We start from the raw sequence: 26541 nt of genomic DNA, 5'->3' as shown, positions 1-26541 counted from the left end.
ATGAGACACTACGACTACACGCCCCGACTCCTATGGTGCCTCCTCACGCTGCTCCTCCTGCTCCCCACAGGACAAGCGCATGGGCAGACGAGTGAGCGCCACGTGACTGCCCGCATCGTCAATGCCGAGACGGGTGCCCCCATCGTCGACGTCCTTTGCTCAGCATGGGACGGCGAGCGGCACCGCACGGCCTTCATGCAGAGTGACGCTAAGGGCGAGGCACGCTTTCGCCTCACGCCCCAAGACCAGTTCCTCTCCTTCGTCCTCTTAGGCTATACGAAGCAAGAGCTACGCATCAGCGAGCTCTCGGGAGATAGCTTCACTGTGCGTCTCCAGCCCTCGACGACGCCGATACGTGAGGTACATATCAAGGCACGCCCCATCACCGTGCGGGGCGACACGCTCCGCTACCGCGTCAAGGCCTTCGCAGGCAAGCGTGACCGCTACCTCGAGGACGTCATCAAGAAGCTCCCCGGGGTAGAAGTCAAGGAGAATGGACGAATAGAGTATCAGGGTACGCCGATCAATAAGTTCTACATCGAGGGGCAAGATCCCTTGGGCAGCAACTACACGCAGGCCTCGCGCAACATCCCCATCAATGCCGTCGATCAGGTCGAAGTCATCGAGCACAATCAGCACAAGCGCGTCCTACAGGGTCTCGTCTCCAGCGACCAGGCAGCGCTGAACATCCGTCTGAGCAAGGCCTCACGCTTCCGTCCCTTCGGGGAAGTCTCAGCAGGAACGGGCCTGCCTGCGCCGCTCTGGGAGGGAAAAGCCTTCCTCATGCAGGCCTCACCGACGAACCAGCTCATCACCTCACTCAAGGGGAATAATACGGGGATAGATCTCTCGTCAGACTTCGAGCAGCAGCACGACGCAGGGAGTGGCCTTCCGCAGATCTCCCTTCCCTCGACCGCCCTACAGACCTCCTCCCCACAGCGCCCCCCCCTCGACATCGGGCGCTACCTCGATGACAGAGGCTTCAACTGGGGCATCAATGACCTGCAGAAGCTCGGGGAATACAGTAACCTCCGCATCAACGTCTCGGGCTACCACGACCGCCGACGTCTCAGCTCCGAGAGCGAGACCCACTACCTCGGCACTACACCCCTCGACCTCTACGAGACATCACAGCAGACCCTAAGCCCCAACTACTACAATGCCGCCCTGCGCTACGAGCACAATGCACCCAAGCGCTATCTCGTAGGAGAGCTAAGCTTCGGAGGCAGACGCTCCGACCAAGCTGAGGGCCTTCACTCCAATAGCCGCGAGTACACCTTGGGGCTACGGCAGGAGCCGCTTTGGCTCCAAGCGGCCCTGCAGACGACCCTCCGCTTAGGCGGTACGGTCCTTGACTTCGTCTCCTCCACACGTGGGTACACCGCAGGAGAGACGCTCCGTGGCGAGTGGACCGAGGCGGCACTCCCCACACAGACGCTCTACGAAGAGCGACGCATCACCCAGCTTCACACAACGCATCAAGCCTCGACGAGCTTCCACTTCTCCCGTACCACCGCACTTCACACGGGGCTGGAAGCCACGGCCGACCTACGGAGCTTTGACACGCCCTACGCCAGCCTCGCCCGCTCCTGCAGCTACCGCGACCTCTCTCTGGCACTGGACGCGTCCTTCAGCTACCGCCCCGAGGGCTTCTATCTCTCGGTGGGTAGCCCCCTGACCCTCGAGCGGGAGATGCTTCAGGTAGGTATGCGCCACGATGAGGCGACACGCCTACGTATCGCCCCCTTCTTCAGTATGAGGGCGAGCCTCGGGCAGCACGGGGAGCTATGGTTACGTGGGAGCTACTCCGAGCGCCCCGACCTCGACGGCTACTACAGCCCCAGCACCCAGAGACGAGGCTACCGCCTCTACTACCAGAGTCTCGAGCACCTCTACAGTCAGCAGACCCTCTCCAGCTCGCTCCGCCTCACCTATCGCAATCCGCTGGAGCTCTTCTTCACCTACCTCCATCTGAGCTACAGCTACACGACCCGCGGCTACTACCGTGACTATACATATAGTCTTGACCGCACGGTGAGCATCCCCATCGACAGCACGCACCACCGCCAGACCTTCTCCGCAGCGGGCGTCGTAGACAAGTCCATCGCACCACTCGGGCTGAGCCTACATGCCGAGCTACGATACAGCCACTCGAGCTACATCTCCTCACAGGCACAGCGTGTCTATCAGATCCAGAGCGACCTCCTCGTGCCCAGCCTCACGATGACGTGCAACAAGCTCTCGCCGCTGGAGCTGGCCTACACCTTCGAGCTCAGCAGTCTATGGATACATCATCCGCTGACGAAGCTACGCCCCGTCCTCTCCCTGCGTGAGAGCTTTGAGGCAGGCCTCCCCCTCGGTGATCGCTGGCTCCTCGGCCTGCAGGTCGTCCACTCGATGAATGAGGTCGCTCCGAGAGAGTACAAGCATACCCTCTTCGGTGACCTCGACGCCGCCTGGACTGTCAGCAAGCGCATCAAGCTCACCGCACGCTTAGCGAACCTATGGGGACAGACTTCCTACCGAGTGACCCGCCTCTCCGCCACCGACATCTCGAGCTTCGCCGTACCACTCCGCCCCCGCGAGCTCATCGTGACGGCTACGCTTCGCATCTAAGGCTCTCATCTCTTAGTCCTTTCTCCCCCACCTTCGCCTCACAGCACACCACAAAAAGAGGTGCTGTGGGGCGCTTTTCCGCTACCGAGAGTGTCGCTTTTGAAAGGCCTTAAATAGGGTGTAGAGGAGCGCCCTTATCCCCTTGTCCATTCTCTTGTAACTCGGGCAGTTGAATATCATATATTCGTTGTACCTTTGTAGGAGACAGAAAAGTCTATATAGACAGATTTGCTAATTCGAATTAGTTTTATGGAAATTATCAAGATCGTCGGGCGTGAGATCCTCGACTCCCGTGGGAACCCCACAGTAGAAGTAGACGTACACCTTGCGTGTGGTATCATCGGTCGTGCAGCTGTACCCAGCGGTGCATCCACGGGCGAAAACGAAGCTCTCGAGCTCCGTGACGGCGACAAGGGTCGCTATCTCGGTAAGGGTGTCCTCAAGGCAGTAGAGAACATCAACAACGTCATCGCACCTGAGCTCTACGGCATGAGCGCCCTGAACCAGCGTGAGATCGACCTGAAGATGATCGCTCTCGATGGCACCAAGACCAAGAGTAACCTCGGCGCTAACGCTATCCTCGGTGTATCTCTCGCCGTCGCTAAGGCTGCCGCTCAGTACCTCGACATCCCCCTCTATCGCTACATCGGTGGCACGAACACCTATGTACTGCCCGTACCTATGATGAACATCATCAATGGTGGCTCGCACTCTGACGCTCCTATCGCTTTCCAGGAATTCATGATCCGCCCTGTGGGTGCATGCTGCTTCCGCGAAGGTCTCCGCATGGGTGCCGAAGTCTTCCACGCACTGAAGAAGGTCCTCCACGACCGTGGACTCAGCACCGCTGTAGGTGACGAAGGTGGTTTCGCTCCTGCCCTCAATGGTACGGAAGACGCTATCGAGTCTATCCTCAAGGCTGTCGAAAAGGCTGGCTACGTCCCCGGTAAGGACATCACCATCGCTATGGACTGCGCTTCCTCTGAGTTCTTCAAGGATGGCATCTACGACTACACGAAGTTCGAAGGTGACCACGGTGTGAAGCGCACGATCGACGAGCAGGTTGAGTTCCTCAGCCAGCTGGTAGAGAAGTACCCCATCGACTCTATCGAAGACGGTATGGCTGAGAACGACTGGGAAGGTTGGAAGAAGCTTACCGACAAGCTCGGCAAGAAGATCCAGCTCGTCGGTGACGACCTCTTCGTCACGAATGTAGAGTACCTCCGTCGCGGTATCGCCGAGGGCTGCGGTAACTCGATCCTCATCAAGGTCAACCAGATCGGTACGCTCACCGAGACCCTCGACGCTATCGACATGGCTCACCGCCACGGCTTCACCTCCGTCACCTCACACCGCTCTGGTGAGACGGAAGATGCTACGATCGCTGACATCGCTGTAGCTACGAACTCTGGTCAGATCAAGACCGGTTCGCTCAGCCGTACCGACCGTATGGCTAAGTACAACCAGCTCCTCCGCATCGAAGAAGAGCTCGGTGACCTCGCTGTCTACGGCTACAAGCGCATCAAGTAGTCCACACCGTACGGCCCATCTGCGCTGAGGCAACCCTGCCCGCGCACCGAAGCCGTAGGATATAAATAGCCCCGCAGGATGACCTCCTGCGGGGCTATTTCGCTTCCTGCTGTGCAACAAAGAAGCGGGGAAGAATAGTTATCTTTGTGAGACGGGGCTTTTCAGGTGAGTACATCCCCGAGAGCCCCATATATAGATAGACTCCATCATCACTCCATAGCGCTGTATGCAACAGTCCTCCTCCGCCTGGACTCGCTGGGCTCCCCCAGTGACCCGCAACTTGATCGTCATCAACTTCATCATCTACTTCGCCTCAGTCCTGCTACTGCGTCGAGGCTTTGACCTTGCGGAGGTCGCTGGCCTGCACTACTTCGAGTCCTCAGCCTTCCGAGTGTGGCAGCTCCTGACGTATCAGTTCCTCCACAGCACCTCGTCCATCGAGCACGTACTGTCGAATATGTTCGCGCTCTATATGTTCGGCTCGAGCATCGAGTACTTCTGGGGCAGCAAGCGCTATCTGATCTACTACCTGCTCTGTGGTATTAGTGCAGGGCTGGTGCAGGAGCTGAGCTGGTACTATGAGCTACGCGAGGTCGTGCAGTACGCGAGCGTACAGCTCCCATCGGGGATCGTACCACTCGACACCTTCCTCAGTATGCTGAATACCGTGGGGGCATCGGGAGCTGTCTTCGGCATTCTCCTTGCCTCTGGCGTACTCTTCCCCAATTCATACGTCCTCATTGGCTTCGCCATACCGCTGAAGATGAAGTATTTCGTCTTCCTCTACGGCGCCTTTGAGCTCTTCGCTGGCATCCACAACACTTGGGGTCAGGTAGCCCACTTCGCTCACCTCGGTGGGATGATCGGCGGGGCTATCCTCATCTATCTCTGGCGTAAGAAGGGGGTTATCCGATAGGTCTTCGATGAACTGGCAGAAGCTATATAAAGAGTATTGGCAAGAGGGGAGCATCGTCATGCGCCTCCTCATCCTACACACCTTCGCCTACTTCCTTATCGGGCTGACCTCTTGGGCCTGCACGCTCATCACACCCTTACGCTGGTGGGATCTCGGGCTCTCGCTCTCATTCTACCCCGAGTGGGACAAGGTACTCTACCATCCTTGGTCGCTCGTCACGTATGCCCTCCCCCACCTAAACTTCTTCCACTTCTTTGGCAACATGTGCTTGGTCTATGCGCTCCTCCCCGTGATGGCGCATCGACTCGGTACACACAGATTCCTCTGGACCTATATCGGAGGTATCATCGCAGGGGCATTGACCTACCTCTTAGGCTACCAGCTCCTCGGTGCAGAGACTATCCCTCCCCTGTCGCTGCAAGGTGTCTCAGCAGCCATCCTCAGCGTATGCGCTGCGGCAGTCATGGTAGATCGTAAGATTTTCTCCTCGTTCACCCTGCGCTTTACGGGAAATCGCGTCCCACCCATCGCACTCTGGGTCTTCCTCTTCCTCGTCTTCCTCAGTGCTGGGCGAGGGAACTTAGGCGGACACTTGGCGCACCTCGGCGGGCTCCTCTTCGGTATCGCCTGCGGTCTCTACTACCGCAAGCAAGCCAAGCACCCCGCAAGCGTTTTTACCAGCGACCGAGAGGAGCTGCTACGCAAGACCCGTCACTCGAGCTTCTCCAGCCTAAGCCCAGAGGAGCGCCGTCGCTTGATGAAGAACCTCCCCAAAGACAAGAACTAACCTACCCCACAGCAACCAAATAATGAAGCTTCGCGCTCTCTTCACCTTCAGCTCACGCGTCGCACGGGTCATCCTTCTCGTGGGGACACTTCTCATCTCTGGGGTCTATCTCATCGGGGCCTACTCGGGGTACATAGCACCGAAGACCTGGATCCTCCCAAGCTTCTTAGGCTTGCTCTTCCCAGGCCTTCTCTTAGCACAGCTCCTCGTGAGCCTCTTTTGGCTCATCGCACTCGACAAGAAGCGCCTCATCCTCGTCGGAGTCGTATGGCTCATCTCCCTGCCACAGCTCCTCACCTACTTCCCCATCAGCCGCTCGGCAAAGATCCTCGGCGACGAAGATGATGCGATACGCGTGCTCTCCTACAACGTCTGCGCCTTCGGCTTCAAGCCCCACACCAAGACCAGCCCCAACGCCATCCTGCAGTACATCAAAAGCAGTGGTGCTGACATCGTCTGCCTACAGGAGGCGATGCTCAATCAGAATCCTTGGGCAGGTGTCGTCTCGAAGACCCTGCGTAGCTATCTCGACAAGGACTATCCCTATATCCAGGTGAATCGCGTGAATCGTGGTGGGAGTACCCTCGCGCTTCTCTCCAAGTACCCTATCACCGAGACCAAGGAGATACCTATCGACTCTTGGGTCAACGGAGCTATAGCCTACAAGGTGCTCATCCGTGGCGAGGAGACACTCATCATCAATGTGCACCTCGAGTCCTTCCATCTGCGCCGTGTCGATGGCGAGGACTACCTACGCTTGGCCTCTCAAGGCGATGCCGTCCGCCTGAAGGACGCCATGGGTGCAAAGCTCGCACCGACCTTCCGTGCCCATGGCGTACAGGCGAACGTCATCCACCAGCTCATACAGAGCTACGGCACCGAGCGTGTCATCGTCTGTGGCGACTTCAACGACACGCCCCTCTCCTATACCCGTCGTAAGATCGCCGAAGGGCTGAAGGACGCCTTCGTCGAGCGTGGCAATGGCTTCGGCTTTACCTTCAAGACGCGCCCCTTCATCGTGCGCATCGACCACATCCTCTACGGATCTGCCTTCCGTGCTATCAGCTGCGAGGTCGACAAGACCGCCAGCGAATCGGATCACCATCCTATCGAGGCCGTGCTCAGCTTGAGCCCAGTACAAGAGTAATCCCACACCCATGCTCAGCAAGAAGATACGCCAGTACCTCATTGACTTCCTCGTCGGCTCGCTCTGGGTACAGAGTGAAGGTGACGATCGCTTCCAGCGCCGCTTCGAAGCCATCGGCTATACCGACGATCCTGAGCAGATGAAGCTCTATCCCATCGTCATCATCCCCTCGGGCTTCTTCAAGATGGACGTCTACGGCACCAAGGAGTCGATGCCTACCCTCCCTCTGAAGACGTGGCGAGGGATACCGCTACTCTTCGGCGAGCCCCGAGAGGAGTGGAGCGCTGACGGGAGTCAGCTCATCATCCATGCCGACCTCCTCGCCTCGACCTACTTCCTCATCTCCCGCTATGAGGAGATGTACCGACGTAGTGAGCGTGACTCCTATGGCCGCTTCCCAGGGAAGAGTGCGCTCCCCTATCGAGCAGGCTTCCTGCACCGCCCCATCATCGACGAGTACGGCGAGGCACTCAGACAAATCCTCCTAGAGACGGGCATCGCTGAGCACCACAACCTGCGCCTCGAGGAGCGTCCCCAGACCTTCAGCAGAGTCAACCTCACCCACGACCTCTCCCGCCCGTACAACTATCGTGGCTGGAGAAGTTTCCTACGTGCATGGCTCAAGCAGAAGAAGAGTCCCCTAGAGGCTGCACGCCTGAGCTTCTCAGCAGATGTCGAGGACGACTACTTCACCTTCCCCAAGTTCCTCAAGTGGGATCGTAATACCTGCGATAGCTTGGGTCGGGATAGATCGGATATCTTCCTCTTCATCCGCATGTCCTCGCGCCATCCGCTGGATAAGCCTTACTATAGCCTCCACTCCCTCTACCTCCGTCGTATCCTTTCGATAGCCGCCAAGCACAAGGTGCTCTTGGCGCTGCAGTGTAGCTATGCCGCGGGGCACCAGTCGGAGCTCATCAGCAAGGAGCGCCATCAGTTCGAGAAGGCTTTCCATCAGCGCCCCTGTGGCCTGCGACACAATAAGCTCACCTCCTGCGAGCCCGAGGACCTCCTTCAGGCTTACGTCTCGGGCTTCCGCAATGATTACTCGATGGGCTATGCCGATGTCGTCGGCTTCCGTCTCGGCACCTGCCGTCCGGTAAAGTTCATCAATCCCAATACCCGCCTTCTGACAGAGCTCATCCTCCACCCTCTCGTGCTGCGCGACCTGACGCTGAGTGATCAGCGCTACATGGCGCTGGAGCAAGATGAAGCCGAGCGCATCGCACACGACCTCATCCGCACGACAGCACGATACAACGGCGAGCTCACGCTCCTCTGGCACAACGACCTGCTCTCGCAGAAGACCCACCCCTGGCACTCCGTCCTCTATCGCTCTATGCTCCGTCTCATCGAAGAGCTCGGCGCAGAGTCCCAAGCGTAGTCCCAGCCCCTCACTCGCTCGCCCATGCAAGCCTCCCCTTTCCGCCCACTCACCCTCCGTCATCCCTCTCCCTTCCCTTATATAGTCTTTGCTGGCCCTTGTAGTGCCGAGACAGAAGCACAGACCCTCGCGACAGCCGAGGCGCTGCGTGCCCGAGGTATCCGCCTCTTCCGTGCCAGCCTATGGAAGCCCCGCACACGCCCGGGCTCCTTTGAGGGGGTAGGTAGCGAAGGACTGCCTTGGCTCCAGCGCGTCGAGCGTGAGCTGGGTATGCAGGTCGCCACCGAAGTGGCCTCCGCCAGCCATGTGGAGGAGGCACTCGCTGCTGGGCTGGATACCTTCTGGATCGGAGCGCGCACGACGACAAGCCCGTTTGCTATGGCAGAGCTTGCCGAAGCCCTCAGCGGAGAGCGCGTCACCGTGCTGGTGAAGAACCCGCTCAACCCCGACATCGAGCTGTGGGAAGGTGCTCTCCTACGCCTCTACCAAGCAGGTATCCCTCAGATAGGGGCTATACACCGTGGCTTCAGCACCTACGCCAAGGGGCTCTATCGCAATGCGCCCCTCTGGCAAATCCCCATAGAGCTACGCCGTCGTCACCCCGAGCTTACCATCCTCGTTGACCCCAGCCATATCGCTGGGCGCCGAGACCTCGTACCGCTGGTCAGCCGTATGGGGCTGGAGATGAACTTCTCCGGCCTGATGGTCGAGACGCACCCCGAGCCCGAGAGTGCTTGGAGCGATGCCGCACAGCAGCTCACCCCCACCGACCTCATCACCATCCTCTCCCAGCTGGATCTCCGCCCAGCCCACCCGACCGATGACCGCATGCTCAGCGGGCTACGTGAGAAGATAGACCACATCGATGCCGAACTCCTGCGCCTGCTGCGGGAGCGCATGATCGTCTCCGAAGAGATCGGGCATATCAAGGCCAGTGCCCACCTCCCTATCGTACAGCCCGACCGCTACCGCAATCTGCTGGAGGACCGCTTGGCGCAGGGCCGAGCCTTGGGGCTGGATGAAGGCTTCCTCAGGGAACTCTTCAGCTCGATCCACGAGGCCTCTGTACACACCCAGCATACCGATAGCAAGTGACCATGAAGCTCCATCGCTTTGTCTTGACCTTAGGCTCTAATAGTGAGCCACAGAAACACCTCTCTCTGGCCCAAGCGGGGCTCCGCAGTCTCGGGCTGGAGCGCCTTACCTTCTCCCCAGCTCGCGAGTCCGCCCCCATCAGCTTCGGGCTCTCCGATGCGCTCTTTACGGACCAAGTCGTCGTAGGAAAGACAAGCATGGAGCTGGAGACCTTCGCCTCACACCTCAAGGCACTGGAGCGTCGCACAGGGCGTACCCCCGAGCAGCGCAAGAAGCACCCCGAAGCCATCCCCGTGGACATCGACCTCATCACTTGGGATCGGGAGATCCTCAAGCCACGGGACATCACACGCCCTTACCTCATCGAAGGCCTACGCGACCTCGGTGAACCGCTCCTCCCCGAGGAATAACCCCACCTTCTCTTTCACCCAAGACTTCACAGAGTGCTCACAGCCCTCTGCCAGCTCGTCGTATCTTGAGGTAAAAGCAACCACAGTACTGGTCACCGAGCGAAGTAGTACTGCTCACCAGTAGTTACCAGTACTGAGCCTGTTGCATAGAGTCCTAACCCCTACTTATTGTGCTAAGGTATCGTACGCCCACCTCCCCGATATGCCCCTTTCAAAGAAATACACAAGCCCTTCGCCTTATCGCGCGTATTCCTCTCATCCAGCGGAGAGAAAAGTGTCCTTCTCGCGAAGGAAAAGGCGCCTTCCCGTAGTGGTTTTTCCTTATCTATGCACGTAGTCTTAAAGACCAGGCACGTCAATTCAAATATCCACGTACGTAGATATTAGGACCACGTACGTAGCCCAAACTTATCTACCACTCATCCGCAACTTTTATCCCTACGCGGAGCAACAAACTAAATAGAGGTCACTTTGCCATCCTATATAGCTCTACCCTACGCATCCATATACCTATTGAGACTATTGTGCAAGATCACCTTTTCATTACTCGCACCTTCTTCCCTCGAAAATCGGAGTCTTTAGATTGAGAAGTTCGAAGGAGGGAAAGTGCAAGCTGTGAAGAGATGGCCTTGCGCAATGGTCTCCAATAGTGGTCGGGACAGCGACCAATACAGGTTCCTTTTCCCCTCCCCGCAATGCTCTTTCCCCCGACGACTTACACCACAGCAAAATACCTGCAGAAAAAACTCCCTGAATTCACTAACTTAGCGGTACGATACGACACGATCTATACCTCTATCCATCATGATCAAGAGACTTACCCCCCTGCTCTTTGCTCTCGGCACGCTACCCGTGCTGGCGCAAGAGACACCCAAACCAGACCCCACACAGGCCTATTCGCTCCTCGATGGGAAGACTATCATCAAGACCAACCCCTTCAGCGATATCTTCGGGAACCTCAACCTCAAGGTCGAGCGCATCATCACCGATGGGCTTAGCGCACAGCTATCCGTCTTCGCCTCTCCTAAGGCCAATCAAGGGCGACAGTTCGGAGCCTTCAACGACATCACTTCGGTGACGAGTAGTATAGCTCTCTACTCCTTCCAGCCCAAGTATGTCGCTGTCGTGCCGCAAGTACGATGGTATCTTAATGATGGCTTGGGGTATGGCTTCTATATGCAGGCATATTATCACTACCAGCACACTCAGTTTACCAACCAAGAGATCAGCGCACACCGCACTCTAATTGGCAATAATACACCTGAATTTACGCTGGTATATGATGGCCAAGCTACGATGCATGGCTTCGGCTTTGGCGTCGGGGCACAGTGGCTCTTTGGCCGGAGAAAGAATGTCGTCTTAGACTGGTACATCGCTGGGATCGGCCGTGGCTTCGTCCGAGGCAAGCTCACGGGGAGCTATACCTCAGCCCTCGACCAGCAGAGCTTCACAGAGCGCATCCGCGAAGAGCTCCCTAACCAAGGAGAGGGCACTGAGTTCTCCTTCGATGCCACACAGCCGAAGATCACGGTATCGAAGATCAAGTACCAGTCCTATATCCTCGACATGGGGCTCTCCATCGGCTTCCGTTTCTAACGAGTTCATTATTAGGCTGGGGCGCAAAGCTCCAGCCATATCTACATAGATTTATGCGAAAGACACTTACTGCCCTTATGCTTAGCCTCGGCACACTCCCCGTGCTGGCACAGGAAGCGCCCAAGCCCGACCCTACCCAGCTCTACTCGCTCCTTGATGGGAAGACCATCGTCAAGACCGACCCCTTGAGCGATGTCGTCGGGAAGCTCAACCTTCAGGTCGAGCGCCTCCTCGCCCATGGAGTCAGTGCCCAGCTCGGTCTCTACTTCACCCCTGAGGGTGCTACAGGGACGCAGTCAGGAGCCTTCCACTACCGCAGCTATGCTCTCAGTAACTCCATCGTATTCTCTCCCGAGCAGCCGAAGTATGTAGCCATCTCGCCCCAGCTAAGATGGTATCTCAATGGAGGCTTAGGACACGGCTTCTACATACAGGGCTACTACAGATTCCAGCATAGCGACTTCACCCGCCAGCATATATATGCCCAGTACAAGGTGGTGGACGACAAGATGCAATATATCAGCGTCGACTACGACGGTCAGGCCACGACACATAGCTACGGCCTCAGCATCGGGGCACAATGGCTCTTCGGGCGACGAAAGAACATCGTCTTAGACTGGCACATCCTCGGTGTCGGGCGTGGCTTCACACGCGGGAGTCTTACAGGCACCTATACTCCAGCAGTTAGCCACGCAGAGGTCGAAAAGGCTCTTCGTCAAGATATCCCCAGAGATATGACGGATGCTGTGTTTACCTTCGACGCCACACAGCCCCAAGTCAAGGTCTCAAAGATCAAGCAGGCATCTGACATCTTCGATATGGGAGTATCCATTGGCTTCCGCTTCTAAGGCGGACGGGAAGAGTACACGCCCCTTCGTGTAAAGTCCTCCCTTTCTCTCCCTCATAGCAAAGGCTACATCCGAAGTCAGACTTCGGGTGTAGCCTTTGTTTTGCTCCTAAGTGGGGCATCTTATTCGGAAGGGATGAAGAGCTTCCCCCGAGCAGGACAGCGCAAACCAATAGTCCTTTGTACCTCATTGCCTTCTATAGAAAAAAGGAAGCACCCAGAGAAGCCCCCTCTTCCCTGCAGAAGACGGAGCTACGGAAGGCCAGCATCTCGAAGTTTTCTCTATCGTGGTAGGCAGGGGTAGTAATAGACGTCGGAGAAATTTGCCGCACACACGACAAGGGAAGGAGCAAAGCGGGTAAAAAGCGTATCTTTGCAGGGTAACTTGGGTGGAGTACTTATCAGCTCGTCCCTACCACATGCAAGGCAAGGGGCGTGTGGCCATAGCTGGAGTACGCTTCATCCGATATATAATAGCGCATAGTGGAAACAAAGTACATCTTCGTCACGGGGGGCGTCGTCTCTTCCTTAGGCAAGGGGATCGTAGCTGCCTCTCTCGGCAAGCTCCTACAGGCACGTGGCTACAGCGTCACGATACAGAAGTTCGACCCCTACATCAACATTGACCCAGGCACCCTCAATCCCTACGAGCACGGCGAATGCTATGTCACCGATGACGGGCACGAAGCCGACCTCGACCTCGGACACTATGAGCGCTTCCTCGATATAGCGACCTCACGAGCCAACAACATCACCACCGGGCGTATCTACCAAAACGTCATCCGCAAGGAGCGTAAGGGTGACTACCTCGGCAAGACCGTACAGGTCATCCCCCACATCACCGACGAGATCAAGCGCAACGTCAAGCTCCTTGGTCTCAAGAAGCAGTACGACTTCGTCATCACCGAGATCGGGGGTACCGTCGGCGATATCGAATCCCTCCCCTTCCTCGAAAGCGTACGACAGCTCAAGTGGGAGCTCGGGCAGAACTGCCTGTGCGTCCACCTGACCTACGTCCCCTATATCGCTGCGGCTGGCGAAGTGAAGACCAAGCCCACCCAGCACTCCGTCAAGCAGCTCCAGGAGGTCGGTATCCAGCCCGATATCCTCGTCCTGCGCACTGAGCACACACTCAGCAGCGACATCCTGCGCAAGGTCGCACTCTTCTGTAATGTCTCAGCAGAGTCCGTCGTGCAGAGTGTCGACGTCCCCACCATCTATCAGGTACCCTTGGCTCTCGGCGAGCAGCATCTCGATGAGATCGTGCTCAAGAAGAGCGGTATCACGCCCGAGGCTAAGCCCGAGCTGAAGGAGTGGAAGAAGTTCCTCGCCCTGCGCGAAGAAGCTAAGGACGTCGTCACCATCGCCCTCGTCGGTAAGTACGTCGAGCTGCAAGATGCCTACAAGTCCATCGACGAAGCGCTCCTGCAGGCTGCTACCTACAGCGGTCGCAAGCTCCGCCTCATCTCCGTACACAGCGAGAAGGTCTCTGAGGAGAATGTAGCCGAACTCTTGGGTGGTGTCGATGGCGTCGTCGTAGCTCCGGGCTTCGGCTCGCGCGGTGTCGACGGGAAGTTCGTCGCCCTGCGCTATACCCGTGAGCACGGCATCCCCACCCTGGGTATCTGCCTCGGCATGCAGTGCATGGTCATCGAGTTCGCCCGCAACGTCTTGGGCTGGAGCGATGCCCACACCACGGAGATTGACCCCTCGACCACACACAAGGTCGTCGACCTGATGGAAGAGCAGAAGAGCATCTCCGACCTCGGCGGCTCGATGCGTCTCGGTGGCTACGACTGCGTACTGCGCCCTGGGTCGAAGATCGCTGCCGCCTATGGCTCGGACTTCATCCGTGAGCGTCACCGCCACCGCTTCGAGTTCAACAGCCAGTATCGCGAGGCTTACGAAGCAGCTGGCATGATTTGTGCAGGGGAGAACCCTGACACGGGGCTCGTCGAGACGGTAGAGCTCAGCGGACATCCTTGGTATGTCGGCGTGCAGTATCACCCCGAGTACCGTAGCACGGTACTCCACCCCAGCCCGCTCTTCCTCGCCTTCGTGAAGGAGGCGATCAAGCACGGTGGCGAGCGCCATCAGGCCTAAGAGCCCCCCGCGACTGTATCACACCGCCTCCAGCGCCCCACTGGCGCGTGTGGAGGCATAGTATAGATTAATGGATAAGAATACACTCATCGGAGCCCTACTCATCGGGGCCGTACTCATCGGGTTCACCTGGTTCAGCAAGCCCGACCCGACTCAGCAGACACCGCCACCAGCGGATACCACCCACGTCGTAGACCAGCAGCCCGCTGCCCCACAGGCCACGGCTGACACCGCCGCCCTCGACAGCACGGGTGCTCCCATCCTCCCCCCTTACCAGCAGGTTAAGGAAGAGAAGGTCATCGTACTGAAGAACGAGAAGCTCACTCTCTCCATCTCCACCCGTGGTGGTGCCCCTGTCGAAGCCGTACTCGCAGACTACCTCGACCAGTCGAAGAAGCCCGTACATCTCTTCCGTAAGGGCGACACGCGTCTGGACCTCCCCCTGCGCACGCTCGACAACCGTATGGTGAGCACGGCTGATGCTAACTTCGACATCATCGAAGCTACCGACTCCACTGCTACCCTGCGTATGCAGCTCGACGAGTCAGCTTACCTCGACTACGTATATAAGCTCCGCAGCTCCGACTACCGCGTGGACTTCACCATCCGCGGTCATGAGCTTCGTCGCTTCCTCCCCGTCAATATTGCGCTGCAGGATATCGAGTGGCGTCAGCGCATCCCCCAGCAGGAGCAGTCCTGGAAGTTCGAGGGGCAGTATAGCGGTATCTACTACCACTACCCTCAGGGCGATGTAGACCGCCTCGAGACGACCAGCGAAGCCAACGAAGATATCCAAGAGACGCTGCGCTGGGTTGCCTTCAAGGACAAGTACTTCAGCTCCGTACTGATCGCTTCGGCTACGGGCTTCAAGGATAATAAGCTCACCCTCAAGACCGAGGGCGAAGGTAGCGGCTACGTCCGCTCCGGCGACTTCAAGGGGACCTTCCCCATCTCTGTCAAGGAGACGGAGACTGTCGTGCCCTTCATGTTCTTCTTCGGCCCCAACGACTACGACCTCCTGAAGGGCTATGACGAAGGTGTCGACAAGGCAAACGCCCTGCACCTCGACCACCTCGTCTACCTCGGCATGAGCGTCTTCCGCTGGATCAACCAGTATCTGATCATCCCCGTGGTGACCTTCCTCTCTGGCTTCCTGTCGAACTGGGGTATCATCATCCTCTTGATGACGCTCTTCATCAAGATGCTTCTCTGGCCCTTCACCTACAAGAGCTATATGTCGCAGGCGAAGATGCGTGTGCTGCGTCCTCAGATCGAGGCCATCAACGCTAAGTACCCTGGCAAGGAGCAGGATCAGATGATGAAGCGTCAGACCGAGACGATGAATCTCTATCGCTCTGCTGGTGCCAGCCCGATGAGCGGCTGTCTGCCTATGCTACTGCAGATGCCCTTCCTCATCGCGCTGTACATGTACTTCCCTACCTCCATCCTACTGCGTGGACAGGGCTTCCTCTGGGCTGACGACCTCTCTACCTATGATGCTGTCATCTCGTGGCATGCGAACATCCCCCTCATCTCGTCCTTCCTAGGCAACCACCTGAGCCTCTTCTGCGTGCTGATGACGGTGACGAACATCCTCTACACGCGCTACACGATGAATCAGAGCCCCTCAGGCGAAGGTATGGCCGGCATGAAGATGATGCCTTATATAATGGCGATCATGTTCTTCTTCATGTTCAACCAGAACGCCTCGGGTCTTAGCTACTACTACTTCGTCTCTACGCTCATCACCATCCTGCAGTACTTCGCCTTCCGCTGGACGCTCAACGAGGACAAGCTCCTCCGCCAGCTCGAAGAGAACAAGAAGAAGCCCCGCAAGAAGTCCAAGTGGATGCAGCGCCTCGAGGAAGCTCAGCGCCTCCAGCAGGAGCAGCAGCGCAAAGCCCAGAAGCAAGGCAAGCGCTAATCCTCCGCACTCTCCTATGCACAAATAGATAAGTCAAAGATGCGCATACTCCCGCTGCGGGAGGCATGCGCATCTTTACTTCTTTCCTCTATACCGACTCCATACATAGATTTACCCCTTCACTCAATGGAACCCCTCAAGCACGAATGTGGCGTGGCGATGATCCGCCTGCGTAAGCCCCTCGCCTACTACCAAGAGAAGTATGGCACCTGGATGTATGGCCTCAATAAGCTCTATCTCCTCATGGAGAAGCAGCATAACCGTGGTCAGGAGGGTGCTGGGCTCGCTGTCGTCAAGCTCCACGCGGCTCCTGGTGACGAATATCTCTTCCGTGAGCGCGCCGAAGGTGCCTCCGCCATCCAAGAGATCTTCAACTCCGTCTACGCCTCCTTCGCTGACGTCCCCGCAGAGAAGCTCGCCGATGCAGCCTATGCCGAGCGCTACCTACCCTTCGCTGGCTCCTGCCTCATGGGACACCTGCGCTATAGCACGACGGGCAAGAGCGGCCTGACCTACGTGCACCCCATGATCCGCCGCAGCAACTGGCGTGCCAAGTGCCTCTCCATCTGCGGTAACTTCAACCTCACGAACGTCACCGACGTCTTCGAAGCCATTGCCTCCGTCGGCCAGCATCCCCGCCACGTCTCCGATATGCATATCCTCCTGGAGCAGCTTGGGCACCGCCTTGACCGCGAGGTCGAGCGTCTCTTCAAAGAGAGCCGTACCCACGGCCTCAGGGGCATGGACATCACGCACTACATCGAGGAGCGCATCGACCTGGCGAACGTCCTGCGCCAGTGTGCCCCCCTCTGGGACGGGGGCTTCGTCATGTGCGGTGAGACGGGTAGCGGCGAGACCTACGCCATGCGTGACCCCCACGGCATCCGTCCAGCCTTCTACTATATCGACGATGAAGTCGTCGTCTTGGCCTCTGAGCGCCCCGTCATCCAGACGGTGATGAACGTGCCCGCCGAGCAGATCACCGAGCTTCGCCCAGGGCAAGCTATCCTCGTCAATCGCACTGCCGAGGTCCGCACCGAGCAGATTATCCAGCCTAAGCTGGATCAGGCTTGTAGCTTCGAGCGCATCTACTTCTCTCGTGGTAGTGACGTCGACATCTACCGCGAGCGTAAGGCCCTCGGTGAGCAGCTCACACCCGCTATCCTCCGTGCTATCGGTGGCGACCTACGCCACTCGGTCTTCTCCTTCATCCCCAACACCGCCGAAGTCGCTTACTACGGCATGATCGAGGGGCTGGACAAGCACCTCACTGAGGAGAAGCTCCGACAGATCAAGAGCACGCCTTCACTCTCCGACGAAGCCCTGCGTGAGATCCTCTCCGCACGCGTCCGCACGGAGAAGGTCGCTATCAAGGACATCAAGCTCCGCACCTTCATCTCCGAGGGCAAGAGCCGCAATGAGCTCGCAGCACACGTCTATGACATCACCTACGGCACCGTAGAGCGTGGCGTGGACAACCTCGTCGTCATCGACGACAGCATCGTGCGTGGGACGACCCTTCGCCAGAGTATCATCGGTATCCTCGACCGCCTGGGCCCGAAGAAGATCGTCATCGTCTCGAGCTGCCCACAGGTCCGCTACCCCGACTACTACGGCATCGACATGAGCAAGATGAAGGAGTTCATCGCCTTCCGCGCCGCTATCGCCCTCATCGAGGAGCGAGGTATGCAGTACCTCCTCGAGGAGCAGTATCAGAAGGCACGTGAGCTGGAGAGCGTCTCACACAACAAGCACGTGGAGAATGTCGTCAAGGCCATCTACGCTCCCTTCTCCCCCGAAGAGATCTCTCGCAAGATGGTCGAGCTCCTTCGTCCCGTAGACACCAAGGCCGAGGTCGAGCTGGTCTTCCAGAGCATGGGGGGGCTACACACAGCGATCCCTGGGCACCCTGGTGACTGGTACTTCAGCGGCAACTACCCCACCGCTGGCGGCTCACACCTGGTGAACAAGGCCTTCATCGACTACATCGAGCAGGACTACCGCAAGTAAGCGCCCCCCACTCCGCCCCATAATCCATACAAAGCACCCCGCCCCACACCACGAGCCATCAGGCTTACGGTGTGGGGCGGGGTGCTTTATCCCTATTGAGAAGAGAGCTATACTCCTGCGGTCTGAGTGAGAGTCTCCAAGCGTGAGATCAGATGATCGAGTTGCTCACGGAGTGCCGATAGTTCACCCTCGGCACAGCCTGCATCTCGCAGCTTGCAGGAGAAGAGCGAGGGGATATCCTCAGCCTCCTCACGCAAGGCCTTCGCCTGAGGGGTAAGACAGAGGATCACCTGCCGACTATCGACCGTACCGCGCGTACGCGTGACGAAGCCCGCCGCCTCGAGACGCTTCAGCAGAGGCGTGAGCGTATTCGTATTCAGCCCCAGACGATCTACGATGTGACTGAGGGGCACCCCGTCCTGCTCCCACAGGACGAGCAAGACCAGATACTGCGGATAGGTAAGCCCCAGACGGTCGAGATGAGGCTGGTAGAGGCGTGTGATCAGCCGAACGACCGTGTAGAAGCGGAAGCAAAGCTGATCCTCCAGAAGGAGTGAAGGTGAGGACATACGATGTATATATCTTCGAAGAACGCGCACCCCATAGGCACCGAGGGAGGCTACTCCTTCGGCACCTATGGGCTACGCCGTAGATTAGAGTTGAGAGATAGGGCTTAGCACTTAGAGCGCTGGCATAGTGCCTTGAGCGCCCCTGTGGACCACAGCGCCCAGAGGACCAGCAGTGGCTGGAAGAAGAGGCGCACCAAGCGCTTCGCATCCGTATCGAGCCCAAAGGCGCTGATCCCCTCCGTGTACTGATGAATGTTGCCAGGGAAGATCGCCACGAAGAAGATCGCTACGACCAGCCCGACCCACACGCGCTGACGATAGAGAGCTACGAGGGAGAGCCCTAAGAGCATCTCCACGACACCCGAGGCCAGCACGACGAAGTCCTTGCTCATCGTGAGCCAGTCGGGCACCTGCGCCACAAAGTCCGCACGGCGGAAGGTCATGTGGCTGATCCCCGCATAGAGGAGGAAGAGCCCGAGGAGGATACGAAAGGCGTGCTGCGTCTTGCTCGTCGGGAGCGTAGCGGGCATCATACGAGCTCGAGGGTCACGTCAATGTTACCGCGCGTCGCATTGGAGTAGGGGCATACCTGATGGGCACGCTCCACAGCCTGCTGTGCAGCCTCACGATCGATACCTTCGACCTCGACACGGAGCTTGACAGCGAGGCCGAAGCCTCCTTCACCATTCTCGCCGAGGCTGACCTCTGCGGTGACGGCCGTCTTCGCATGGAGCTTGCTCTGGCGCAGGACGAGCCCAAGGGCGCTATCGAAGCAGGCGGCATAGCCAGCTGCAAAGAGTTGCTCGGGGTTGGTACCACCGCCCTGACCACCGAGTTCCTTGGGCGAGCGAAGCTGTACATCAAGTACACCATCATTACTTACGGCGTGGCCTTCGCGGCGGCCACCTTCGACACGAGCCGAAGTCGTGTACAAAACCTTGATTGACATAGCTGGATCTATTTAACGTAAAGTGCTACTGGGAGTAAGAGCATCAGGGCTCTCCTTAGAGCTACTTAGCGAGAAAGCAAGAGGTATCGAGCAGCTTGATAAGACCGCCTCACTCATTAGAGTCTATTCCTTTCTTGTAGCTGATGATCTGTTTCCCCTACAAAGGTAATACAAATCTTATATATATCGCGCACGATACAAATAACTCAAAGGGTAAACCCTGCGAGAATAGCCTACCCTACATACCTTCGTCTCACCACTGATCCCCCACTTTCAAGCCACCCAACAGCCCTATTCAGAGCATTATCCTCCACCCAACCGAGTCGCTTCCACCTAAGTCGCGCAGTCCCTTCCTATACAGCTTCACCCCTCACACACGCTGAGAAAAAGCGCCATCGCAATAGTCAAATAATAGACTTCGTATAGTGCATTTCGCTTATCTACGTAGGTAGATTTATCATCCACGCACGTAAACTCTAAGATCCACGTGCGTAGATTTTAGATCCAGGCACGTAGACAGAAGTAATGCTATACTCGTTCGTGGCTCTACCACTACGCCGTGGAAGCTTTTCCTTCGGTAGCGTGGAACTTTCCCTGTATAGGAATGCCCTCTCAAGTCAATGAAGACACAAGAGACTCCCGCCCCAATGGCGGTAGCTTTCCCCAGCTAATGAGACTCCGACGACGGCACAGGCGAAGGCACTCCATCCCCCCTTCTCGGAGGTATGACACCGAAGCTCCAAGAGGAGACACAGCACAATTCCGGCAATTCTTCACCGAGTCGTTTGGCAAATCTTGGATTTTCAATCTACACTATCACACAGCACATTAAGCATCAAAAAGGAAAATCCTGAGTAGTAGTCACGGCAAATCTTTCACGCTTCATCAAGGGGTGGAAGGCTCATTTATACGAGCTGAGCATCGCCCATCCTCGGAGGGAGGAGCTGGTAGGCAAGGGTAAAGACGAGAGAAAAGTGGGGAAAAGCAATGAATATTTGGTTGATAACATTTTGTTACCTACCTTTGCATCGCAAATCACCTATGTAAGGTAATTATATTTACCACACATAGGTCACTACTAAAAACGATAAGAAATATGATGACTCTTGAGATAAAGAGTAAGGTATCTAAGCAGGGCCTTCGCGCCGGCAAGACGCTTTACTACGCCTACCCCACGAAGCGCGAGAAGCTAAGCATCGACCAAGTGATGGAGCAGATCAGCAGTATTTGCTCGCTCTCCCGCATCGATGTAGAGTCCGCTCTGCGTGCCTTCGCCGAGGTCGTATGTACGAGCTTCGAGCAAGGCGTCGGCGTCGACCTCGGAGAGATGGGTACACTGATGCCCTTCGTCCAAGGCAAGCTGATGAACACCCCCGAGGAGGTCACCGAAGCGACCCTCCAGCCTGCGAAGATCATCATGCACCCGAAGAAGAATATCCGCCAAGCACTCGGCCGCATCACCTGCCAGATCAAGCGCGAGCCCTCCCAAGACTAAGTAAGAATAAGAAATAGCTATAATGGATCTACGTTTATCAGTACGCACCAAGCGTATAGCCCTCCTTCTCACAGGGCTCGTGGCCAGCACGTCGCTGCTCTCTGCCCAAGAGAAGCTCACCCTCGACGAGTGCCGCGAAATGGCCAAGACCCACAGCCGGGTGCTCCAGCAAAAGGACGCCGAGCGCGAAGCTGCCCACGCCCGCAAGCAAGAGGTCTTCACGAAGTTCTTCCCCCAGGTGACGGCTCGCGGAGCCTACCTGCACATGCAGAAGGAATTCCACCTCATTGACTGGGACAAGCCACTGGGCTCCTTCAACTTCCTCATCCCCGATCGCCTGCGTCACCTCGGCACCGTCGACCTGCGCAACGTATGGGTAGCCAACGTCACCGCCATCCAGCCCATCTACCTCGGTGGTAAGATCACCATGGGCTACCAGATGGCCTCTCTCGCCGAGCGCCTCCAGGGCAACCTCCGTGAGACAGCTGCTACGGAGATCGAGACGAAGGTCGATGAGACCTATTGGCAGATCATCTCCCTCGACAGCAAGTCCCGCTTACTTGACCAGCTCGTGACCCTACTGACGCAGACCGTGCGGGACGTAGATGCCTCCATCGCAGCTGGTGTAGCGACGAAGGCCGACGGCCTCTCCGTCCGCACCAAGCTCAGCGAAGCCGAGGTCAAGCGCAGTCAGGTACAGAATGGCCTCGAGCTCTCGAAGATGCTCCTGGCTGACCTCTGCGGCTTGGAGTCCTCTGCCGAGATCCATCTGGCAGACGAAGGACAGATCGAGCTTGCCCTCCCCGCTCCTACTGAGCGCCTGCAGGCAGAGGACCTTCCCGCCGCCGTCGAGCGCCGCAGCGAAGTGCGCTCCCTGCGAATGGTCGACACCATCTATAGCAAGCGCGTGCGTATGGAGACGGCAGAGCTCCTACCTAAGGTCTACGGCTTCGCCAGCTATTCGGCTACGAATCCCAATAGCTTCAATGGCCCGAAGAAGGAATTTGGCGGACAGTATTACCTCGGCGCCATGCTTCAGGTACCCATCTCCGACCTCTTCTCTGGCTCCTTCCGCCGTCGTCAGGCTAAGGCCGAGCACCGTGTCAAGCAACTCGAGCTCGCCGAAGCCCGCAGTAAGATCACCCTGCAGATGAAGCAGGCAATCCGCACGGCCGACGATGCTCGCCGTGCCTACCAGACGGCTCTCAAGGCTGTCGAGATGGCACGCGAGAACCTGCGCTACGCCGAAGTCGGCTACAAGGAAGGCGTCATCCCCCTGCTCAACTACACTATGGCGCAGACCGCCTGGATGAGCGCACAAGACAGTCTCATCGACGCGCAGATCCGCGTCCTCCTCTCCGAAAGCAAACTCAAGAATATCCTTGCCCTGTAAAACAATGAGTACACAACCCACCCAGCAGCCCACGCAGAACGAGGCTGCCAATGCATCGTCCAAGAAAAGTATCATCTTCGGCGTCGGTATCGTCGTCGTAGCTATGGTCCTCTTAGCCCTCTCAGGCTTCATCTTCTTCGGTGAGAAGGAGGATATCATTACCGGCCAAGTAGAGGTCGATGAAGTACGTATCGCGGGCAAGGTCCCAGGTCGTATCACAGAGTTCCTCGTCAGCGAAGGCCAGAGCGTACATCGTGGCGACACCCTTGTACGCATCTATTCGCCCGAAGTCCTCGCTAAGCTCGAGCAGGCCCAGGCCGCTAAGTCTGCTGCCGAAGCCCAGAGCCAGAAGGCACAGGCTGGCGCACGCAGGGAGCAGAAGGAAGGAGCCTACGAACTTTGGCAGAAGGCCAAAGCAGGTCTCGAGGTAGCAGAAAAGAGCTTCGCACGTGTCGAGCGTCTGTACAAGGAAGGCGTCCTCCCCGCACAGAAGTACGACGAAGCCACCGCTCAGCTCAACGCTATGCGCGCTACCGAGCGTGCTGCTCGCAGCCAGTACGACATGGCGATGAACGGTGCTCAGCGTGAGGACAAGTGGGCTGCTCAGGCTCTCGTCGAGCGCGCTGCAGGTGCTATCACCGAGGTCGACGCTTACCTCAAGGAAGGTGCGCTCATCGCTCCCGTCGACGGCATCATCTCCGAGATCTACCCTCATCAGGGTGAGCTCGTCGGTACGGGTGCTCCTATCATGAGCATCTCCGACTACCGCGCCGTGCGTGTCCTCTTCGCTGTGCGCGAAGACAAGCTCGCCGGCCTGCGTCAGGGCAGCAAGCTCCACGGCACCATCCCAGCCCTCGGCGGTAAGAAGGTCGAGCTAACTGTCTCGAAGATGAAGGATATGGGGAACTACGCTACGTGGAAGGCTACGAAGCCGCGCGACCAGCACGACCTGCGCACCTTCGAAGTAACTGCCCAGCCCACCCAGCCTGTCGAAGGCCTGCTGGCGGGTATGACGATCGTACTGGACAAGGGTCAGCTCTAAGATGTCAACCCCCAAGACAGGTCTGGGTGCCGTACTGAGGCGCGAACTCCGCTACCTCACGACGCGCCCTATCTACCTCTTCGCCATCTTCGGGGCACCGCTCTTGGTCACCCTCATGCTCCTCTACATGATGGGCGGAGGACTCCCGACCAATATGCCTGTAGCGGTCGTGGACGAAGACCACACCGCTACCTCGCGTGCCCTCACACGTAGCCTCGATGCCTTCCAGAGCTCTGAGGTGGCCCTCGAGGCTGCCTCGATGCCCGAGGCGCTCGATGCGATGCGCCGTGGGGAGGTCTATGCGATCTTCCACATCCCCTCCGGCCTACAGGCGGGTGCGGGATCGGCACGTCAGCCCAAGCTCCACTATTATACCAATAGCGCCTACCTGATGGCTGGGAGCTTCACCTTCCGAGATATGAAGATGCTCTCCGAACTTGCTTCGGCCAAAGTCGGCCTTCAGACCGGCCAAGCCAAGGGTAAGACGATGGAGGAGATCATGGCTACCGTGCAGCCCATCGTCGTGCGCAATGAAGTGATGAGTAACCCTTGGCTGAACTATTCGGCCTACCTCACCACGACGATCCTCCCGGGTATCCTGCAGCTGATGATCCTACTCCTCACCTCGTACAGCATTGGTCTCGAGATCAAGCGCGGTACGGCGAGCGAATGGCTTCGTCTGGCTAAGGGCTCGATGAGCCGTGCGCTCATCGGCAAGCTCCTTCCGCAGACCATCCTCTTCGTCCTCTCGGGCTGGATCATCCAGGGCATCCTCTACGGCTGGATGGGCTATCCCCTGCAGTCGGGCTGGGCACCGATGGCGCTTGCCATGCTCTTCCTCGTGCTGGCAGCTCAGGCCCTCGGTATCTTCTTCATCTCGCTGATCCCCGTACTCCGCATGGGCATGAGCCTCGGTAGCCTCCTCGGGATGCTGTCCTTCTCGATCTCGGGTATGAGTATCCCCGTGAGCTCGATGATCGCACCGATGCAGGCGCTGGCCTACATCTTCCCCCTGCGCTACTACTTCCTCATAGGGATCAATCAGGCGCTCATCGGGGCACCCTTCGCCGACTCACTCCCTCAGTATATCGGGCTACTCGCCTTCCTATTCCTGCCGCTCATCATGCTGCCTCGTCTGAGGAAGTATCTCCTGAATGTAGGCTATATCGCTTGATGCTTCTATGAATATCATCCGATCTCTCAGACTCCGCATAAGTGACCTCTGGCAGGTCTGCCTCAGGGAGTTCCGTCATATCTTCGCCGACAGCGGGGCTATCCTCTTCTTCCTCGTCGTCCCCTTCGCCTATCCCTTCCTCTACTCCGCCCTCTATGGGAGCGAAGTCGTGCGGGAGGCGCCACTGGTCGTCATCGACAAGAGCCACACGGCACACTCGCGCGAATTCATTCGCCGTGTCGATGCCTCACCCGATGTACGTGTGGTGGCGCATGTCGCAGGGGAGTCAGAGGCCTACCGCCTCATCGGGGAGGAGCGTGCCTACGGCATCTTGATTATCCCCGAGGACTTCGACCGTATGCTGATGAGCGGGCGCCAAGCGCACGTCGACCTGCATGCGACCTTCGTCTCCGCACTCTACTACAAGGCCTTCTCTCTGGCGACGACCGAGGTAGCGCTGACGATGGGGCGCGAAATCGAAGCGGAGCGCCACCACGGCCCCTCCAGCGAAGCCACACGCATCTCCGTCCGCCCTATCGAGAGCGAATGGGTCGTACCCTACAACCCGCAAGGGGGCTTCCAAGGCTTCCTCCTGCCTGGGGTGCTGGTGCTGATCATCCAGCAGACGCTCCTCATCGGCATCGCGATGATGTCGGGGACGCAGCGTGAGCGTGGCGGGCTGAGCACGCCTGTGCAGTACGTCGGTGGGCACTACGTCAGCGTGATGCGCCTCCTCATAGGTCGTGCGATCTGCTACTTCACCCTCTACTCGGTGACGTCGCTCTTCACGCTGGTCGTCGCACCCTGGCTCTTCGGCCTGCCACAGCTGACGGACTTCACGACCTATGTGCTACTCTTCCTGCCGATGATCCTGGCGATGATCTTCTTCTCTCTCGGCTGTAGTCTCCTGACGCGCCACCGTGAGAAGGCGATGATCCTATGGGTCTTCACCTCGGTGCCCTTCCTCTTCCTCACGGGGCTGTCGTGGCCTCTGTCGGCTATCCCTGGCCCCCTGCGCGCACTGGGCTACCTCATCCCTTCAACGCCAGGCGTCCAAGCCTTCGTCGCCGTGAGCAGTATGGGCGCACAGCTCTCCGACATCCTACCGCAGTACCTCACGCTGTGGGTACAGGCTCTGGTCTACTTCCTGATCACGTCCTTCGCCTACGCTCGCGTGCTGCGCCGCTCTTAGCGCATCACTTAGTACGATCAAACGTGCGAGGCCCGGAGCATCTCTGCTTCGGGCCTCGCGTGCTTTATGGCACCAAGATAAGACTATTTGCGCTCAAGCATCATACGGTAGCGCAACTTCGGAGTCCGTCCCTTCGGAGAGAAAAGCAGGAAGCAGTAGTCAAATGATTTCCTACGAGTACGAATAAAAGTTGCTGACGAATAGCTGATAAGTTTGATCTACGTGCGTGGCTCTAAAATCTACGTGCATAGTCTTTGGGATTTACGTACATAGTCTTTAAGACTACGTGCGTAGACAAAGGAAATGCACTATGGGAAGCTCCCTTTTTCTTCACGGGAATGTAGATTTTGCTCCGCTGGGCA

General features: G+C 57.8%; 21 protein-coding genes. 18 read left to right on the top strand and 3 right to left on the bottom strand.

Going from position 1 to position 26541, the window contains the following annotated elements:
• From HMPREF1323_RS00345 to HMPREF1323_RS00285, 13 genes are all read left to right on the top strand, one after another.
• Positions 1-2616: a hypothetical protein gene (locus HMPREF1323_RS00345; RefSeq protein ID WP_009432156.1), complete on the top strand. Its 2616-nt coding sequence runs from the start codon at positions 1-3 to the stop codon at positions 2614-2616.
• A 249-nt stretch (positions 2617-2865) separates the two neighbouring features.
• Complete coding sequence (gene eno, locus HMPREF1323_RS00340) at positions 2866-4146, top strand: phosphopyruvate hydratase (RefSeq protein WP_009432153.1); 1281 nt, start codon at positions 2866-2868, stop codon at positions 4144-4146.
• A 226-nt stretch (positions 4147-4372) separates the two neighbouring features.
• Positions 4373-5062, top strand: coding sequence for a rhomboid family intramembrane serine protease (locus HMPREF1323_RS00335; RefSeq protein ID WP_044123807.1), 690 nt, complete (start codon positions 4373-4375; stop codon positions 5060-5062).
• A 7-nt stretch (positions 5063-5069) separates the two neighbouring features.
• On the top strand, positions 5070-5849 hold the full coding sequence (locus HMPREF1323_RS08910; RefSeq protein WP_009432170.1) for a rhomboid family intramembrane serine protease: 780 nt from the start codon (positions 5070-5072) through the stop codon (positions 5847-5849).
• Positions 5850-5871: 22 nt separating this feature from the next.
• The gene (locus tag HMPREF1323_RS00325; RefSeq protein WP_009432162.1) at positions 5872-6996 is read left to right on the top strand and encodes an endonuclease/exonuclease/phosphatase family protein; all 1125 of its coding nucleotides are present in this window, start codon (positions 5872-5874) and stop codon (positions 6994-6996) included.
• A gap of 10 nt (positions 6997-7006) precedes the next feature.
• A complete protein-coding gene (locus HMPREF1323_RS00320; protein WP_009432152.1) occupies positions 7007-8380 on the top strand; it encodes a DUF7033 domain-containing protein in 1374 nt (457 codons plus the stop codon).
• 24 nt (positions 8381-8404) lie between these two features.
• The gene (locus tag HMPREF1323_RS00315; RefSeq protein ID WP_009432142.1) at positions 8405-9475 is read left to right on the top strand and encodes a bifunctional 3-deoxy-7-phosphoheptulonate synthase/chorismate mutase type II; all 1071 of its coding nucleotides are present in this window, start codon (positions 8405-8407) and stop codon (positions 9473-9475) included.
• 2 nt (positions 9476-9477) lie between these two features.
• The gene (locus HMPREF1323_RS00310) at positions 9478-9885 is read left to right on the top strand and encodes a 2-amino-4-hydroxy-6-hydroxymethyldihydropteridine diphosphokinase (protein ID WP_009432159.1); all 408 of its coding nucleotides are present in this window, start codon (positions 9478-9480) and stop codon (positions 9883-9885) included.
• 804 nt (positions 9886-10689) lie between these two features.
• Positions 10690-11481 (top strand): hypothetical protein, encoded by a 792-nt coding sequence (locus tag HMPREF1323_RS00305; RefSeq protein ID WP_009432157.1) that lies wholly within the window; start codon positions 10690-10692, stop codon positions 11479-11481.
• A gap of 53 nt (positions 11482-11534) precedes the next feature.
• Positions 11535-12329, top strand: coding sequence for a DUF3575 domain-containing protein (locus tag HMPREF1323_RS08905; RefSeq protein ID WP_009432163.1), 795 nt, complete (start codon positions 11535-11537; stop codon positions 12327-12329).
• Positions 12330-12808: 479 nt separating this feature from the next.
• On the top strand, positions 12809-14431 hold the full coding sequence (locus HMPREF1323_RS00295) for a CTP synthase (protein WP_044123806.1): 1623 nt from the start codon (positions 12809-12811) through the stop codon (positions 14429-14431).
• A 70-nt stretch (positions 14432-14501) separates the two neighbouring features.
• The gene (gene yidC, locus HMPREF1323_RS00290) at positions 14502-16355 is read left to right on the top strand and encodes a membrane protein insertase YidC (protein WP_009432151.1); all 1854 of its coding nucleotides are present in this window, start codon (positions 14502-14504) and stop codon (positions 16353-16355) included.
• 126 nt (positions 16356-16481) lie between these two features.
• A complete protein-coding gene (locus tag HMPREF1323_RS00285; protein ID WP_044123804.1) occupies positions 16482-18365 on the top strand; it encodes an amidophosphoribosyltransferase in 1884 nt (627 codons plus the stop codon).
• Positions 18366-18472: 107 nt separating this feature from the next.
• Here the strand turns inward: HMPREF1323_RS00285 and HMPREF1323_RS00280 are convergent, their stop codons facing one another.
• From HMPREF1323_RS00280 to HMPREF1323_RS00270, 3 genes are all read right to left on the bottom strand, one after another.
• A complete protein-coding gene (locus tag HMPREF1323_RS00280; RefSeq protein WP_009432138.1) occupies positions 18473-18934 on the bottom strand; it encodes a MarR family winged helix-turn-helix transcriptional regulator in 462 nt (153 codons plus the stop codon).
• 104 nt (positions 18935-19038) lie between these two features.
• Positions 19039-19467, bottom strand: coding sequence for a DoxX family protein (locus HMPREF1323_RS00275; RefSeq protein WP_231724902.1), 429 nt, complete (start codon positions 19465-19467; stop codon positions 19039-19041).
• The gene (locus HMPREF1323_RS00270) at positions 19464-19883 is read right to left on the bottom strand and encodes an organic hydroperoxide resistance protein (RefSeq protein WP_009432141.1); all 420 of its coding nucleotides are present in this window, start codon (positions 19881-19883) and stop codon (positions 19464-19466) included. The genes HMPREF1323_RS00275 and HMPREF1323_RS00270 overlap by 4 nt, the downstream gene beginning before the upstream one ends.
• 1096 nt (positions 19884-20979) lie before the next feature.
• On the opposite strand from HMPREF1323_RS00270, the gene HMPREF1323_RS00265 reads away from it, so the two are divergent.
• The 5 genes from HMPREF1323_RS00265 to HMPREF1323_RS00245 are packed head-to-tail and all read left to right on the top strand — an operon-like array spanning position 20980 to position 26179.
• Positions 20980-21378: an HU family DNA-binding protein gene (locus HMPREF1323_RS00265; RefSeq protein ID WP_156795152.1), complete on the top strand. Its 399-nt coding sequence runs from the start codon at positions 20980-20982 to the stop codon at positions 21376-21378.
• 22 nt (positions 21379-21400) lie between these two features.
• Entirely contained in the window at positions 21401-22771 is a 1371-nt protein-coding gene (locus tag HMPREF1323_RS00260; RefSeq protein WP_009432164.1) for a TolC family protein, read from the top strand.
• A gap of 4 nt (positions 22772-22775) precedes the next feature.
• Positions 22776-23813, top strand: coding sequence for an HlyD family secretion protein (locus HMPREF1323_RS00255; RefSeq protein WP_009432134.1), 1038 nt, complete (start codon positions 22776-22778; stop codon positions 23811-23813).
• Between the two features lies 1 nt (position 23814).
• The gene (locus HMPREF1323_RS00250) at positions 23815-24987 is read left to right on the top strand and encodes an ABC transporter permease (protein WP_009432137.1); all 1173 of its coding nucleotides are present in this window, start codon (positions 23815-23817) and stop codon (positions 24985-24987) included.
• A 7-nt stretch (positions 24988-24994) separates the two neighbouring features.
• The gene (locus HMPREF1323_RS00245; RefSeq protein WP_009432160.1) at positions 24995-26179 is read left to right on the top strand and encodes an ABC transporter permease; all 1185 of its coding nucleotides are present in this window, start codon (positions 24995-24997) and stop codon (positions 26177-26179) included.
• Positions 26180-26541: the final 362 nt, after the last annotated feature.

Origin of the sequence: Porphyromonas sp. oral taxon 279 str. F0450 (assembly GCF_000292995.1) — a bacterium.
In the GTDB taxonomy this organism is placed as follows: Bacteria; Bacteroidota; Bacteroidia; order Bacteroidales; family Porphyromonadaceae; genus Porphyromonas; species Porphyromonas pasteri.
The sequence above is the reverse complement of the archived record's forward strand: the minus strand, read 5'-3'. Positions and strand labels throughout refer to the sequence as shown.

Coding starts and splice junctions, on each gene's coding strand:
- HMPREF1323_RS00265 (WP_156795152.1), top strand. CDS start 20,980: ATGATGACTCTTGAGATAAAGAGTAAGGTATCTAAGCAGGGCCTTCGC.
- HMPREF1323_RS00305 (WP_009432157.1), top strand. CDS start 10,690: ATGATCAAGAGACTTACCCCCCTGCTCTTTGCTCTCGGCACGCTACCC.
- HMPREF1323_RS00335 (WP_044123807.1), top strand. CDS start 4,373: ATGCAACAGTCCTCCTCCGCCTGGACTCGCTGGGCTCCCCCAGTGACC.
- HMPREF1323_RS00320 (WP_009432152.1), top strand. CDS start 7,007: ATGCTCAGCAAGAAGATACGCCAGTACCTCATTGACTTCCTCGTCGGC.
- eno (WP_009432153.1), top strand. CDS start 2,866: ATGGAAATTATCAAGATCGTCGGGCGTGAGATCCTCGACTCCCGTGGG.
- HMPREF1323_RS08910 (WP_009432170.1), top strand. CDS start 5,070: ATGAACTGGCAGAAGCTATATAAAGAGTATTGGCAAGAGGGGAGCATC.
- HMPREF1323_RS00315 (WP_009432142.1), top strand. CDS start 8,405: ATGCAAGCCTCCCCTTTCCGCCCACTCACCCTCCGTCATCCCTCTCCC.
- HMPREF1323_RS00325 (WP_009432162.1), top strand. CDS start 5,872: ATGAAGCTTCGCGCTCTCTTCACCTTCAGCTCACGCGTCGCACGGGTC.
- HMPREF1323_RS00280 (WP_009432138.1), bottom strand. CDS start 18,934: ATGTCCTCACCTTCACTCCTTCTGGAGGATCAGCTTTGCTTCCGCTTC.
- HMPREF1323_RS00345 (WP_009432156.1), top strand. CDS start 1: ATGAGACACTACGACTACACGCCCCGACTCCTATGGTGCCTCCTCACG.
- HMPREF1323_RS00250 (WP_009432137.1), top strand. CDS start 23,815: ATGTCAACCCCCAAGACAGGTCTGGGTGCCGTACTGAGGCGCGAACTC.
- HMPREF1323_RS00260 (WP_009432164.1), top strand. CDS start 21,401: ATGGATCTACGTTTATCAGTACGCACCAAGCGTATAGCCCTCCTTCTC.
- HMPREF1323_RS00285 (WP_044123804.1), top strand. CDS start 16,482: ATGGAACCCCTCAAGCACGAATGTGGCGTGGCGATGATCCGCCTGCGT.
- HMPREF1323_RS00245 (WP_009432160.1), top strand. CDS start 24,995: ATGAATATCATCCGATCTCTCAGACTCCGCATAAGTGACCTCTGGCAG.
- HMPREF1323_RS00310 (WP_009432159.1), top strand. CDS start 9,478: ATGAAGCTCCATCGCTTTGTCTTGACCTTAGGCTCTAATAGTGAGCCA.
- HMPREF1323_RS00270 (WP_009432141.1), bottom strand. CDS start 19,883: ATGTCAATCAAGGTTTTGTACACGACTTCGGCTCGTGTCGAAGGTGGC.
- HMPREF1323_RS00255 (WP_009432134.1), top strand. CDS start 22,776: ATGAGTACACAACCCACCCAGCAGCCCACGCAGAACGAGGCTGCCAAT.
- HMPREF1323_RS08905 (WP_009432163.1), top strand. CDS start 11,535: ATGCGAAAGACACTTACTGCCCTTATGCTTAGCCTCGGCACACTCCCC.
- yidC (WP_009432151.1), top strand. CDS start 14,502: ATGGATAAGAATACACTCATCGGAGCCCTACTCATCGGGGCCGTACTC.
- HMPREF1323_RS00275 (WP_231724902.1), bottom strand. CDS start 19,467: ATGATGCCCGCTACGCTCCCGACGAGCAAGACGCAGCACGCCTTTCGT.